Here is a 15,442-nt window from a genome sequence, read left to right as displayed (position 1 = left end):
GTGGATTGAAAATAAACTCAATAATCGACCTCGTAAAAGACTTGGATACCTCACGCCAAACGAAAAATTTAAACAAATTATTAATCAGAATTCTGTTGCATTTGCAAGTTGAATTCAGCATCTAATAATTTTTGGGGGAGGAAATATTAATTCAAAATTGTGAAACAACGTAATTTTAGTGTAATCATTAAATAAAAATATTGATGGTAGTTTATTATTTAATTTAATTATATATGAAAAATATTACATTATTAAAAGCAAAAGTAGGAATATTGGCAGTTTCCTGTCTTTCCATTACTACTTTGTTTGCATGTGTTGATAAGGATGCTAGAAGTGATTTGAGTCCCAATTTGCCAACAGATCAAGCGCAAAATGGGGATTTTGGTGATCAAGGGGGAGGTTCGGATCAGGGGCTTAATTTCCCGGTTTTTGATGATGGAGTACTTGCTTTTCCTGGTGCGGAAGGATATGGGAAAAATGTAACAGGTGCTCGTGCAGGTGAGGGACGGGAAATTTATCATGTGACTAATTTGAATGATGCGGGTCCTGGATCTTTTCGTGATGCAGTAAGCAAACCTTGGCGCATTATTGTCTTTGATGTATCTGGTGTTATAAAATTGAGTAGCAATCCTATTGTTTTGAAAAGTAATCAGACAATTTTAGGACATACTGCTCCAGGTGATGGGATTGTTCTTTATAATGGACGTGTTTCTGCTTCAGGTGCACAGAACTTGATTGTTCGTTACTTGCGTATACGTATGGGAGCTGCATATCCTTCGGAACTGGATGCTTGCGGAGTAGCTAATGGAGCAGATATGATATTCGACCATTGCTCTATGACTTGGGGAAGAGATGAATGTTTTTCTATCAATCCTGATGGTAAGGGAACTGCCCCAAAGAATATAACAATACAAAATTCTATAATCGGGCAGGGTTTGCAGAATCACTCGTGTGGTGGCTTAATGCAAACTGATATATCGAATGGGTGTACAATCTTCCGCAATTTATATATTGACAATAAAACTCGAAATCCGAAAGTTAAAGGATTAAACCAGTTTGTTAACAACGTTGTGTATAATTGGGGAAGTGGAGCTGCTTATAATATGGGTGGTGATTCTTCAGGTAAATCGGAAACAACTATTGAAAATAACTATTTTATAGTTGGTCCCTGTAATAATTGGCAAAATGTGGAAATTGCACCTAAAGTATATGAGGCGCAACAGGTACCAATGAATCCTGCAAGACCATTTACTGGTGGTAACAGTGATTTTAGAAGTTATTGTAAAGGTAACTATTATGACTATGACAAGGATGGAGCATTGAATGGAATAGAGATAACAGAAGTGAATTGGTCACAATATTGTAGTGGCTCTCCTACACTTCTTGAAGCTCGTTCTGATCTACATCCAATTATACGCAGTCAGAAAAGTGCACAGGAAGCTTATGAATGGGTAGTTGAAAAAGTGGGTGCTTATCTTCCGGTACGTGATGAAGTAGATAAATACTTGATAGATGAACTTACTTCGTTGGGAGGAAAAGGAACGATTATTCAAGATGAACGTAAAACAGAACAATTTCCGTTGGGAGGTCCTGGTACAATAAATGCTGCACAGAAACCTCTGGATTCAGATAATGATGGGATGCCGGATGCTTTCGAAGATGCATGGGGACTGGACAAATATGATCCGACAGATGCGGTAAAAGAGGCTAAAAATGGCTATTTGAATATAGAAAATTATGCCCTTTCGTTGGAATATCCTGATGAATATGAGTATGAACTTAATAAGAATAAACAATAATCAATTTGTGTAATATGAAAAACATGACATTTACAACAGTACTACTTTGTATACTGTTCATGCCTTTCTTTATCTCCTCATGTACAGATAAGATAGATGAACATTATGAAGAACCTGAATGGTTGAAAGGTAGTGCTTGGGAAGTCCTGGAAGATAGAGGGAACTACTCGCTATTTTTGCAGGCAGTAGAGTTGGCAGGTTTTAAGCCTATTATGGAGGGAAAAAGTATCCTGACTGTGATGGCTCCGGATGATACGGCTTTTTCGGCCTATTTGGAGAAGCACGGCTATTCCGACATCAGTGAAATAAATTTGGATGAATTGAAAAAAGTGATTGGTTTTCATCTGCTTTATTATTCTTACAATAAAAATAAGTTGGTGAATTTTCGTCCGGAAGGTGATTTAATAACTGATGAGGAAATGAATAAAAATGCGGGTCTGTATTATAAGTTTCGTACACGTAGTAGTAATGTTCCTACTATGGAAGTAGAGGCTTCTACGGGTAAACGACGCATGGTTTATCATCTGGACCGTTTTATTCCGGTTTTCTCTTACCGTTTTTGGGATACAAAAAAATTGGATGCAGCATCTAATTATACCTATTTTTATCCTAATTCCACATGGAAAGGGACAGGGGGATTCAATGTTTCCAATGCTGCTGTTAGTGAATATGAAATTTTGGCAGATAATGGTTATGTATATATTGTTGATCAGGTAATTGAACCTTTGGAAACCATTTATACCCAGTTGGAATCAAATGAAAATTATTCAATTTTTTTCAACTTATATAATGAAAATACCACTTATACGTATGACGCTACCTTATCTAAAGATTTTGGAGCAGCCTTGGGGGCCGATTCACTTTTTATTCATACACATGGTACTTCTTTGCCTGCTATAGCAGTAGAATGGTATTCAACGAAATATTCGGATGTAGCCAATAATGCTTCAAAAGCATATAGTGTATTTGCACCGTCAGATGTGGCTATGAATAATTTCTTTGATAATTATTGGGAAAAGGGTGGATATGAATCTTTGGATGATGTAGATGATTTAGCAATGAAATATATGTTGAATCAATTTATTTATAAAGATGGAATTGCATTCCCTGATGAAATTACGAGTGGAAAAGTTAAGAATATGTATGACATGGTCTTTAACTTCGATCCTTCTAAGGTGACTGATAAATCAATGTGTGTCAATGGTGTCTTTTATGGATTAAATACAATGGATACACCTATTTTGTTTGCTTCTGTAGTCGGACCGGCTTTCCGTAACAAAGATTGTAATTATTATCTTTACATGTTGGATGGGACTGGACTGATAACTGCCTATTCTTCACAAGATACGAAGTATGTCTTGTTAGTGCCTACTAATGAACAAATAGAGTCAGAAGATATTTACTTGAGAACTTATGCGGATGGAAGTAAGTTACAACAAGAAACCGAGGATGGATTGGTAGATGTTTCTTCTTCTGTAATGAGAACTATTGTAAACATACATACGGCTACAGGTGTAGATGGACTGAAAACAAATGGGACACAGGTTCTAGCTACACAAACCGGTTTTAATTATTGGTATGTGAAGGACGGGAAGATAACAAGTAGTGCAGCTTATAATCAAATTTTGGAACCGGATAATAATGTGGAACCTTTCTCTGAATTTACAGAAGTAAAGAACGGCAATGACAACTGGAATAATGGAAGAACTTATATGTATAGTGGAACAGCCTTGTTTCAAGCGCAAGAAGGTGATGGGTTACAACATAAATTAAGCGTTTGTAATGATAATCGTTATGTTTACTATCAGTTTGCACAGCTGTTGCAGAAAGCTGATATGGTAATGTCTAGCAACTATATATTCGGACTAGCAGGAGCTTCTCATGTTATAGGTTTTATTCCGACAAATGAAGCCATTAGTACAGCAATAGCTGCAGGGCAAATTCCGGGCATGGATGCGACCGGAGCGGTAACTAGTAGTTCGAAACTTCGTCAATACCTGCTTTCATATTTTATACGTGATAGGGAAAATGCACTTATTTCTTATCCTTATCCGGGGTCGGCTATGAAGAGTTCTACATATGTTACTGCTAGTGGAAAGTCTTTGACGTATACAGATTCCGGAAGTTCATTAAGCATAATGGTAGATGGAAAAGTGGCAAACGTGATATCTGATTATAATTTCTTCCCGTTTGCGTTTGACGACGGATGTTTTCAGTTGATTGATACAGTCCTTTGATATAACCGAATTTAATATGAATATGAAATTAGTAAAATACATGCTGATAGCGATACTTGTTCTGGGGACAGGGGAAGTAGCCGCACAGGTACAAGTCGTGTCCGGTAAGGTGACCGAAATGCTGGGAAATCAGATCGAACCGATAGTAGGTGCGAATGTGAATATTGTGAACGCTCAAAACCGTTCTGTAGGAGGTGCGGTGACCAATTTGGATGGTGACTACCGTTTACAAATTCCTGCACAAGAAAACAATCTGACATTGGTATATTCATACATTGGTATGAAAACGAAACGAATCAAATATACTGGTCAGAAGGTATTGAATGTAAAACTGGAATCCAATGTGGAAACATTGGATGAGGTTGCTATCACTGCTAAACGTATCGAACGTAATAATATGGGTATCGGACATAAAGAGAATGTATCTGCGACACAGAAAGTGATGATGGAAGATTTGATTGCTACTGCTCCGATAGCTACGGTAGAAGAAGCTTTACAGGGGCAGTTGAGTGGTGTAGATATTGCATTGAGTGCTGATCCGGGAGCGCGGAGTTCTATCCGTATTCGTGGTACCAGTACACTGAATGGCTCTGTCGAACCATTAATTGTGATTGACGGGGTTCCCTATACACAAGAGTTAGATGACGACTTTGATTTTTCTACTGCCAATGAAGAAGATTTAGGTGCTTTATTGAATATTGCTCCTACTGATATAGAATCGGTAGAAGTTTTGAAAGATGCGGCTGCTACGGCTATTTGGGGAACGAAAGGTGCTAACGGTGTGTTGTCAATTACGACTAAAAAAGGTAAGACTGGCAAGACTACATTTAATTTTTCTTCTAAGTTCACAGCAAAATTTGAACCGAATAGTATTCCAATGTTAAATGGATCGGAGTACATTGCTATGGTACAGGAGGCTTTGTGGAATAGTGCTAATTATACAGGTTTGAATGCAGATACTTATTTAAAGTATTTGTATGATACACCTGAAATTAACTACTCGCCCAATTGGAACTATTTCAATGAATATAATGTAGATACAAACTGGTTGGACGAGGTACGTCAGAATGCATTTACTACAGACAATACATTTTCTATGAGCGGTGGTGGTGAAAAGGCCACTTATCGTCTGTCACTGGGATATTTAAGTGAAGGAGGTACAACCATCGGTACAGGGCTGAAACGTTTCAACTCATCTTTGCGTGTAGACTATAATTTCTCGGATAAGTTGAGGTTTGGAGCAGATTTCTACTTTACACAGTCAGATAAGGATGATAACTGGGCACCAAAAGATAGCAACGTACGTTCGGAAGCGTTTAAAAAGATGCCAAATAAATCTCCTTATTATATGGATGATAATGGAAACCGTTCTTCACAGTATTTTTCTTATCAGACAAAGGATTGGGAAGGTGAATTTAAGGCAAGTAACAATAGTGCCTCTCATTTTAATCCGGTAGCTATGGCAAACGAGAGTTATAAAAATACTATGTCACGTGATAGCCGTGCTAATTTCCGTATTGATTATAAAATACTTCCGTATCTGACGTATTCGGCTTATGCTTCTCTTAAGATGTCGACTACTACAACAGACAAATTCCTTCCTCAAGTTGCTACGGGAGTGGCTTGGACAAGTGAATATGCCAACCAAAGTACTGCTGCTTCTTCAGAGAGTCTAACGTTGCAAACGGAAAACAAATTGATATTCAATAAAAACTGGAAGGATAAACATAATTTGATTGCAACTGCTGTATTCCGTACTACGCAGGCTACCAGTTCTAGTGCTACAAGTACTTCTTATGGTAATGCTTCATCTGGTCTTGCAGATCCGATTACAGGTAGTTCTGTTTATAGTCTGGGTTCAGGGGAGTCGGAAGCACGTAGTATTTCCGGAACCGGTTTGATTAACTATACTTTGTTGGATCGTTATGTATTTCATACTTCTGCAACGATGGATGCTAATTCTGCAATGGGTAAGTCAGAACGTTTGGGTATTTTTCCTACTGTGGGAATTTCTTGGAATATGCAAAATGAACCGTTCATGAAAAATACAGAAGACTGGCTGGATGAAATCAAACTTCGTTTCAGCATCGGACAAAGTGGTAATGCTCCCAAAGGGACGGCCGCTTATTATGGAGCTTATAGTTCACGAGGAGAATATATGGATATGTCTGCTATTTATCCTAGCAGAATGCAGTTGAACAATTTGAAATGGGAAACTTCAACAGAATATAATTTGGGTGGTGATTTTAGCTTTTTCCATGGCAAGTTAAGGCTGACTTTTGAGTGGTATAATAAATATATTAAAGATTTGCTGCAGAAAGAACCGAAAATGCCGACTACTACAGGATTCTCTAAGAATAAATGGTACAACTCTGGAAGAATGGAGAATAAAGGATGGGAGGCCCGTATCGATGGTGTATTGTATGAAAAGAAAGATTGGCGTGTTAGTGCCTATGTTAACTTGAGCCGTAACACGAACGAAATTACCGAACTGCCTGAAACAATGAATCCGGAGCCTTATACCTTTAAAAATGGTGAGTATGCTATTCGCATTGAAGAGGGACGCCCGTTTGGTTCTTTCTATGGTTATCGTTACAAAGGAGTCTACCAAAATCAGGAGGCTACTTATGCACGGGATAAAGAGGGAAATGTTATGAATGATGTGAACGGTAAACCAATTGTTATGAAGAATGGTGCTAAGCAGGTATGTCCGGGTGATGCTATTTATGAAGATATTAATCATGATGGTGTGATAAATGAATACGATATTGTTTATCTGGGCAACTGTAATCCGATTCTTACTGGTGGTTTTGGCTTTACCGTTAAATATAAGCGTCTAAGTTTGAATGCATTATTCTATGGTCGTTTTGGACAGAAAATTATTAATGCGACTCGTATGGATAATGAATCTATGTATAATGCCAATAACCAAAGTAAAGCGGTTTTGCGGCGTTGGAGAAATGAAGGAGATAATACGGATATTCCACGTGCTTTATATAATGAGGGATATAACTATTTAGGGTCAGATCGTTTTGTAGAAGATGCTTCTTATGTTCGTTTAAAGACTTTGTCGTTGAGCTATTCCTTGCCTAAAAAGGTGTGCAATTATTTAGGTATCAATACGCTTAATTTCTTTGTTACTGGTTATGACTTGTTAACTTGGACTGGTTACACAGGACAGGATCCAGAAGCGTCTCTTCCTACTTCGGCTTCTAAACTGTCGAAAGATAGTGCAAATACACCTTGCTCTCGCCGTTTTTCTTGTGGTTTAAATTTGAATTTCTAATACATTTACAGACATGAAGAAACTGATTTATATAGGGATAATGGCAGGTAGCCTGCTGCTGAACAGTAGTTGCAGCGATTGGTTGGACTTGCTTCCCAAAAATGAACAAGTGACTGACGCTTACTGGAAATCGAAAGAAGATGTAGAAGCGGTCATTGCTTCCGGTTATTATTATATGCGTTCCTCCTGCCAGTCATTGCTAAAATGGGGAGAACTGCGAGGAGCATCTATTTGTACCTTGACAGGTGATAAGGATGGAATGAAGTTGCAGAATTTCCAGTTGGATGGAACAGAAGCTATTTGTAAATGGGAGAACATGTATCAAGTGATCAACATGGCCAATGTGGTCATCGCTCATGCTCCGGGAGTACGTGAAATAGATGACACCTATACAGAAGGTGCAATGAATGCACATCTTTCCGAAGCTTATTTCATGCGAGCATTAATGTATTTTTACTTGGTACGCAATTTTAAAGAAGTGCCTTTGGTAACAACTCCTTATGAGGATGACTCTACTCCGTTTTCTATTGCCAAATCTTCAGAAGAAGAAATCTTGAAGCAAATTAAGGCGGATGTGCAAACAGCTCTTGACTCTGGAGGTGCGAAGGAATTTTATGATAATGATAATTGGAATGCTTCCAAAGGACGGGCTACTAAATGGGCTTTGTATGCATTAATGTCGGAAGTTTCCTTGTGGACCGAAGATTATGATACTTGTATTAAGTATGCAGACCTATTAATCAACGCTACTGCATCACGTCGTCCGGCATTTATTACAATTCCGGAGAACTGGTATACAATTTTTAATCCGGGGAATAGTAATGAATCCATTTTTGAAGTGAACTGGGATGGCAACACCTATAGCCAGACGGGAGGGCCAAGTGCTATGTATACGACTGGTACAAATCCCAATTATCGATATTCTACTAAAATGGGTGAGGATTTGGTCAATGATTTTGAAGAGGTTATGGCAGGAAAAGATGCAATCCGTAGCCAATTTGGTGCTTTTATAGCTTATACTGATGGAGAGAACATCGTTCATTGTATATGGAAATATGAGATGGGCGATACCGACCCAACGAATCCGGATGCAATACGTTTGAAAGATGATGCTAACTGGATTATTTACAGAATGGCAGATGTCATGTTGATGAAGGCGGAAGCATTAATTTGGAAAGGAAAGGAAAATTGGCAGGAGGCTGTTGATATTATAAATCAGATCCGTACTCGTGCTAACTTGCCTGAAAAAACTATAGCTTTAGATGAGGAGGATGAAAGCTCAATGATGGAAAACTATTTATTGCCGGAACGTAATATTGAATTGGCGGCTGAAGGTAAGCGTTGGTATGACATGATACGTTATGCCAAAAGTAAGAACTATGCTCATAAATCAGCTTTTATTGCTTTGGTTCAGCAATACAATACAACAGCGAATGCTAGTTGGATACGTTCAGTTCTTCAGAATGAATATGCATGGTATTTACCAATTCACGCGGATGAAATTGAAAATAACAACTTATTGGTACAGAATCCATATTATGGAATAACAGGTAATAATTAATAAACAGCCATTTATGAAGACTTTAGGAAATATATATTTATTATTATTGGTTGCATTATTCAGTGCATGCAACGATCCCTATGAAGACTCTACTTATCAGGTTTATGATATGAATCCGGTATCGTCTTATCTGGAAACTCGTTCTGATGAATTTTCCGAGTGGATCACCGTATTGAAGTATGCAGATTTGTTTAATGCCGTGAATCAGGCTTCGTCTTATTTTACGGTATTGGTTCCTACAAATGAAGCTGTGCGCAGTTTCTATACTAAAAAGAATGTATCTTCTATTCAGGAATTGGGAAAAGACTATGCCCGTAGTCTTGCTGAATATCATATCGTGAATGATTCTATCAATCTGAATACTTTTGTTCAAGGAGGTAAACTGGAAGCTAAAACTCTTTCGGATGATTATCTTTCCGTCTCTTTTGATGAAAGTTCGGAGGCTGGAGGATTTAATTCAATTTATGTGAATAAAGAAGCGCATGTAAAGGAACTGGCTATCCAAGTGTCTAATGGATATGTGTATGTATTGAATGATGTGATGTCTCCTTTGGTGGAAAGCCTATATGAACGTATCAGTGAAAGTAGTAATAAATACTCCATTTTTGTTGATGCTTTGGAACAAACAAGTTGGAAAGACAGTTTGAGTACTATTTACGATGAAATAAGGCAGGAAGATAATACGGTTATTCAGCAAAAACGGAATTATACGTTGCTGGCTGTATCAGATGATACCTATCGTTCTGAAGGAGTTACTTCTGTTGCTGATCTGGCTGCTAAAGTAGGTGCAATAGGAACAGACTATAAAGATAAAGCAAACGAATTATTTCGCTATGTGGCATATCATGTGATTGGTGGAAGTTACTCTGTTTTTGATTTCAACAATTTTAGTGGAGGTGCAACTACACGATTGTGGACTACCAAAGCAGATGCAGTATTGGAAGCATCTATGCAGAGTGGCAATAAGTTGTATTTTAATTATAAAGGAGAAATTGATGGTCAATCGGTGAAAGCGATGTTTGTTGAAGACGGTTCCGATGTACAGGCTAAAAATGGTATTTTACATGAAATAGATAGCTGGTTGCCTTTGTGGGAATCCGAGATTCCGGTGCGCGTAGAATGGGACTTTGCTGATTATGAGGAGGTAGCTTCTTGGGTGAATGGTGGTTATGGTGATCCGGACCAAAAGTATCAGACGGCAGATGAAAAAGAGCGCCAGTCGGATGTCTCTTCGCTCTCTTGTTACACCGTAGATGCCAGGAGCACTCTTACATCTCTAGATGGTCAAAACGGCGGATATTATCGCGTGGGCTATGCAACTCCGAAGACAAAAGGCTCGGACTGGATCAATTGTAAAAATACAGATCATATCTATTTGAATTTGGGATATAATGGTTCCGTTACCATGAAAACACCAATTCTGATAGCTGGCAAATATAAAGTGACGTTGAAAGTTACTTATGCAAAATCAATGGATTTTATGCGTACAATGACTAGTGGAAGTAATGGAGGTAAAATTAAGTTTACATTTGATGATGACACCGATACAGATGTCGAAGTTCCTATTTATGCGAGTATTACAGCCAATGAATTAGGACGTTATGATGTAGTTATTTATGATGAGATTGAATTCTCAAAGACGAAGGTTCATTCTATGAAGATGTTGGTTGCCGATCCGGCTGCTTCTTCTCATAACAAGTTCCGTATCCAATTAGATTATATGACTTTTGAACCGATAATTGAAGATGAATAGACACATACTTATGAAAACTATAAAATATATATTGTCATCTATATTGCTGATAAGTGGTATATATGCATGTAATGATGACTGGGATTCTCATTATTCCCAGGAAGAACAGGTAGTGAATAATGTAAATATTACAGTAGTCAACAAGTCGGCTGTTGATTATTTACAGTCGCAACCGGAATTGAGTTCCATGTACCAATTGTTCAGTGAAACAGGAGTGCTGGATGAAATGGTTGAGAAGAATTTGTTGTTCACTATTTTAGTGGTTAGTGACGAGAATGCATTATCTCGTGCAGTTGCTACAGATGATAGAACTTTTTTGGCTAAATCACACATTTCGGATATTTCTCTTTCTCCGTCTAATCTGTCGGATGGACAACGTGTGTTGATGTGGAATGGAAAATATATTAATGTGTCGAAGGTAGAAAATGAAGATAATGATACTTCTATCTCGTTCAACGGTATAGCTGTGAAAAAGATAACGAAGGTGAACAATGGCTATGTTTATGAAATGGAGGATTATGTGGAAACTCCTAAATCATTATATGAGTTGATTGAAGGGTTAGGAGATGATTATTCTATTTTTAGGGAGATGATTATGGAGCGTAATCAGTTGACATTTGATAAAGAGGCCAGTAAAATTATAGGTGTCGATGAAACCGGAAGTAACGTCTATGATTCTATTTTCACGGTTACTAATCCTTATTTTGAGGCTGAAGGTTTTAATATGATGTCAGAGTCATTATCAGCGACTGTATTGATTCCTTCTAATGAAGTTGTCAATCGTGCGTTGGCTACAGCCCGTAACAAAATACAGGAATGGGGAATGCAACGGGAGGACTCTATTCTGAAAAACTGGACTTTTCAATCAATGTTCTTTAATAAAAAACTTACTAAATCGGATTTTGAAGATAATATAGACTTGAATTCTATTTTTAGTAAACAGTGGCGAACTACAGTACAAGAGGTGGATTTGGAGAATCCTGTATCTCTTAGTAATGGTGTTGCATATTATGTGAAAGAACTGAAGATTCCTACTAATGTATTGATTTATCGTGTCAAAGATTTTATGAGATGGTATGAGTATCTGTCAGAAGAAGAAAAAACGCTTTATTTTGATAGCGAAAATCTAACTTTTGATAAAATGGATACGAAAGTGACAGCATGGTCAGGTTATCCTGGTGTTTTCCCAACTATAATCAATCGCGTCGTACGTTTTAAATTAACAGATTCTGCTACTAAAGAGTACACATTGGATTTTACAGGTTTTAGTTATGATGAAGTAACTAGAGTCGCTGCTCCGTATAAGATACCTCCTGGTGAATATGATTTGTGTTTGGGATTTGAGCAAAAAATGGGACATGACGTGGAAGTTTCTTTTAATGGAGAGTATGTAGGAACAGTTACAGCCTCTCAACTGACGAAGACTGATTGGCACTATGATCGTGGCGGACAGGGATATCCTGAAGGGTATGACACTTCTAAAGCGACAGATAAAAATAAAACAAAGTACGATCGTGATGGAGCAAAAGTTGGTGTAGTCACTATTGGAGGCACTCAACCGGTAAATGTGGTTATTAAATTCCATGGAATAAACGCAAGCAAATGTTGCTTCCACCACTGGTGTCTGAGACCAACAAAGAACTGTTATTAATTTTGATAAGGAATCAATATGAAGACAATAAAAATCATATTTACAACTTTGCTGTTATTACTGTCGGTTGCCAGTGTATATGCGCAAGGACGTAAAATTAGCGGTAAAATACTTTCACCGCTGAATAAACCGATTGAAGGGGCTATCATTTCGGCTGTAGGAAGTAAAGATGCGAAAACCGGAGTTGACGGAACTTTCAAAATGGAGTTGAAAGAGAATACGACTCAAATTTCAGTGTGGGCAGCTGGTTATTATCCGGAAACTCGCTTGGTAGATGATAATTCACAAGTGGTTATTCTGATGATGCCGGAGAGCACATATAAATATAATGAATCGGCTGTATTACCTATGAGAATCGAAAGTTCCCGTCCGGAACTGACTTCTGCGGTGAATATCAATAAAAAAGATTTCACGCAGGGAAGTATGAAGATAGATCGGGCTTTGGCAGGACAGGTAGCAGGCTTGAAGACCACCCGTGCAGGTGGTATGCCAGGTGAAGGAAGTTATATGAACTTGCGTGGTATTCGTTCTTTTGTAGGTTCAAATGCTCCGCTTGTGGTAATTAACGGTGTACCCTATTTACCTGATTCTCGTGAATCACAATTGATAAATGGATTTTCGAGAGATATATTTCAGGCATATAATATTCAAGATATTCAAAATATCACTGTACTAAAAGGAGCGGAGGCTTCTATGTATGGTTCGATGGGGTCGAATGGTGTTATTCTAATTGAAACAGATGGTGCAACTTCCGATAATTTGGATACGCGGGTCAGCTTTTATGGGCAGTATGGGGTGAATTGGAATAATAAACGTATGCCATTACTTACAGGTAATGATTACAAATCTTACCTTTCGGATATTGGTATGACTTATTTCGGTAATATGGAAGGATTTTTCTCGGAATTTCCTTTTTTGAGTGATCCCAATAGTAAATACAATTACTTGTATAACAATACCACAGATTGGCAAGATGAAATTTATAAAAATGGTTTTGTAACAGACAACCTGTTTCGTGTAGAAGGTGGTGATGCTATTGCCAAATATGACCTTTCATTAGGATATGCGCTGGAAAATGGACTGATGGATTACACTAAAAGCCAGCGTTACCATACACAATTGAATACAAATGTTTTGATTAGTAAATGGGTGGAGATGACAGCAACGGTCGGTTTAGCTTATCTGACAGGCAATTATCAGCAACAGGGAATGGATAATGTTAGCAATCCGATCTTAGCAGCTTATTCACGTGCTCCGTTGTTAAGTCCTTATAAGAAAGATAATGATGGTAATATTTTGGATACTTACTCTACTTATTACTATGGCAATTCAACGAATATGGATTTTGCAGTCAGTAATCCTTTAGCTATCGTCAATACACTTGATGGTCGTAACCGACAGTATGATGTAAATTTCAGACTTGGATTGGTTTACAAGCCTTTCAATGGATTATCGTTCAATGGTACATTTGGAATGTTTTATAATTATAATAAAGAACACCTATTTATTCCCGGACTATCAGATAAGAGTATTTTGCCGATTGTCGATCAGTATGGTAATGCAGAAAATACCGTGAAGGAAGGTGTAGGTGAAACTTTGAACATTTTCGCAAATGGTAATGTACGTTATCAGAGACTTTTTCAAGGTATCCACCATTTGAATATTCTTGCTGGTGCTCAAATGTTGATTACTCAAAATAAGTATGAAGGTGGTGCAGGCCGTAACACTCCGAATGATTTTTATCAAACATTGGGAGATACAAAAACAATCGGACGCTACTTTTACGGTTATCAGGAAAAATGGAACTGGGCGAATTTTTATGCTCATGCTGATTATACCTATCGTGATATGGTAGCAGCTTCTTTGAATGTGGCGGCTGATGGTGCGTCCTCTGCCGGTACTTATGGAAACCACTTTTATATATATCCTTCCGGTGGTGTGACTTTGCTCGGAAAAGGTTGGTTGCCATTGACTAACTCTACATTAGTAAATCGCTTAAACTTGCGTGCGGAATATGGTTTGTCCGGTAACAGCCGTTTCTCTTCCAATCTTGGAAAATATTATTATACAAGTTTACCTTATATGACTACTTCCGGTATTGTTCGTGCCAATATATCAAACACCACTTTGAAACCGGAGAAGAACATACAATTCAATCTAGGATTGGATATGAGTCTGTTGCGTAACCGTTTGGAAGTGACATTGGATTATTATAATAATCTGTCCAAAGATGTCATTTTTGCAGTACCTCATACATCGGCACTTGGTTCTCTAAACTATTATGCAAATTGTGGAGAAATAAAAAATAGAGGTGTAGAACTGGCAGTGCAAGCTTCTTTGGTTCGTACACGTGATTTCGAATGGATTATAGGTGGTAATATTGCCCGCAATGAATCGGAGGTGGAGTCATTAGGAAACACATCACAATTGATTAATAGCTATAGTGATGGTGCGCAGTTGGTTTCCCGTGTAGGAGAGTCTCCTTATCAGTTCTATGGTTATCAGACGCTTGGGGTATTCTCTACACAGGCTGAAGCAGATGCTGCTAATCTGGTCAATCAAAAAGGACAGGCTTATCAGGCAGGAGACATCCATTTTGTAGATCAGAACGGTGATGGGCGTATCGATAGTAAAGATCGTGTCTCTTTAGGCAGTGCCGCACCGAAGTATTTCGGTGGCTTTTTTACACGAATCAGTTATAAATCTTTTGCATTGTCTGCAGAATTCTCTTATTCAAAAGGGAATCAGGCTTATAATGGTGTGAGACGTAGTTTGGAATCACTTTCTACTTTTGGCAATCAAAGTGCGGCAGTTGTAAACCGCTGGTCGTTGGAAGGACAACAAACTAATATTCCTCGTGCTCAATGGAACGACCCGATGGGTAACAATGACTTTTCGGACCGTTGGATAGAAGATGCTTCTTTCTTGCGTATGAAGAATGTTACATTTAGTTATAGTTTTGATAAGAAATTCTTGAATTTCTTCCGTTCCGGTACATTGTATGTAACAGGTGAGAATCTGTTGACAGCTACAAAATATTTAGGGTTGGATCCTGAATTCTCTTATTCTTATAGTGATGCTATGCAAGGATTTGACTATGCGAAAATGATGCAGCCTAAATCAATTAAATTTGGTGTTAATTTGAACTTTTAAGG

The 15,442-nt window shown here is 37.9% G+C and carries 7 protein-coding genes and 1 pseudogene; all 8 read left to right on the top strand.

The features are described 5' to 3' along the window. Window positions 1-112, top strand: a pseudogene (locus tag N5O98_RS19595) (IS30 family transposase); the annotation flags it as partial. A 121-nt stretch (window positions 113-233) separates the two neighbouring features. Beyond that, window positions 234-1,799 (top strand): pectate lyase family protein, encoded by a 1,566-nt coding sequence (locus N5O98_RS19590; protein WP_004320938.1) that lies wholly within the window; start codon window positions 234-236, stop codon window positions 1,797-1,799. A 14-nt stretch (window positions 1,800-1,813) separates the two neighbouring features. Further along, entirely contained in the window at window positions 1,814-4,036 is a 2,223-nt protein-coding gene (locus N5O98_RS19585) for a fasciclin domain-containing protein (protein WP_004320937.1), read from the top strand. A 16-nt stretch (window positions 4,037-4,052) separates the two neighbouring features. Continuing rightward, a complete protein-coding gene (locus N5O98_RS19580; protein ID WP_004320936.1) occupies window positions 4,053-7,322 on the top strand; it encodes a SusC/RagA family TonB-linked outer membrane protein in 3,270 nt (1,089 codons plus the stop codon). Between the two features lie 13 nt (window positions 7,323-7,335). Then, window positions 7,336-8,883 (top strand): RagB/SusD family nutrient uptake outer membrane protein, encoded by a 1,548-nt coding sequence (locus N5O98_RS19575; protein WP_004320935.1) that lies wholly within the window; start codon window positions 7,336-7,338, stop codon window positions 8,881-8,883. A gap of 13 nt (window positions 8,884-8,896) precedes the next feature. Further along, a complete protein-coding gene (locus N5O98_RS19570) occupies window positions 8,897-10,636 on the top strand; it encodes a DUF5108 domain-containing protein (protein ID WP_004320934.1) in 1,740 nt (579 codons plus the stop codon). Further along, entirely contained in the window at window positions 10,629-12,287 is a 1,659-nt protein-coding gene (locus N5O98_RS19565; protein ID WP_195664249.1) for a hypothetical protein, read from the top strand. The genes N5O98_RS19570 and N5O98_RS19565 overlap by 8 nt, the downstream gene beginning before the upstream one ends. An 18-nt stretch (window positions 12,288-12,305) precedes the next feature. Continuing rightward, window positions 12,306-15,440 (top strand): SusC/RagA family TonB-linked outer membrane protein, encoded by a 3,135-nt coding sequence (locus N5O98_RS19560; protein WP_004320932.1) that lies wholly within the window; start codon window positions 12,306-12,308, stop codon window positions 15,438-15,440. Window positions 15,441-15,442 lie beyond the last annotated feature (2 nt).

Origin of the sequence: Bacteroides sp. LFL-34, assembly GCF_027257075.1 — a bacterium.
GTDB classification, from domain to species: domain Bacteria; phylum Bacteroidota; class Bacteroidia; order Bacteroidales; family Bacteroidaceae; genus Bacteroides; species Bacteroides ovatus.
This window is presented reverse-complemented; position numbering and strand designations above follow the sequence as displayed.

What these genes read in the sequence shown, in the direction of transcription:
- N5O98_RS19590 (WP_004320938.1), top strand. Translation starts at nt 234, where the DNA reads ATGAAAAATATTACATTATTAAAAGCAAAAGTAGGAATATTGGCAGTT.
- N5O98_RS19585 (WP_004320937.1), top strand. Translation starts at nt 1,814, where the DNA reads ATGAAAAACATGACATTTACAACAGTACTACTTTGTATACTGTTCATG.
- N5O98_RS19580 (WP_004320936.1), top strand. Translation starts at nt 4,053, where the DNA reads ATGAATATGAAATTAGTAAAATACATGCTGATAGCGATACTTGTTCTG.
- N5O98_RS19575 (WP_004320935.1), top strand. Translation starts at nt 7,336, where the DNA reads ATGAAGAAACTGATTTATATAGGGATAATGGCAGGTAGCCTGCTGCTG.
- N5O98_RS19570 (WP_004320934.1), top strand. Translation starts at nt 8,897, where the DNA reads ATGAAGACTTTAGGAAATATATATTTATTATTATTGGTTGCATTATTC.
- N5O98_RS19565 (WP_195664249.1), top strand. Translation starts at nt 10,629, where the DNA reads ATGAATAGACACATACTTATGAAAACTATAAAATATATATTGTCATCT.
- N5O98_RS19560 (WP_004320932.1), top strand. Translation starts at nt 12,306, where the DNA reads ATGAAGACAATAAAAATCATATTTACAACTTTGCTGTTATTACTGTCG.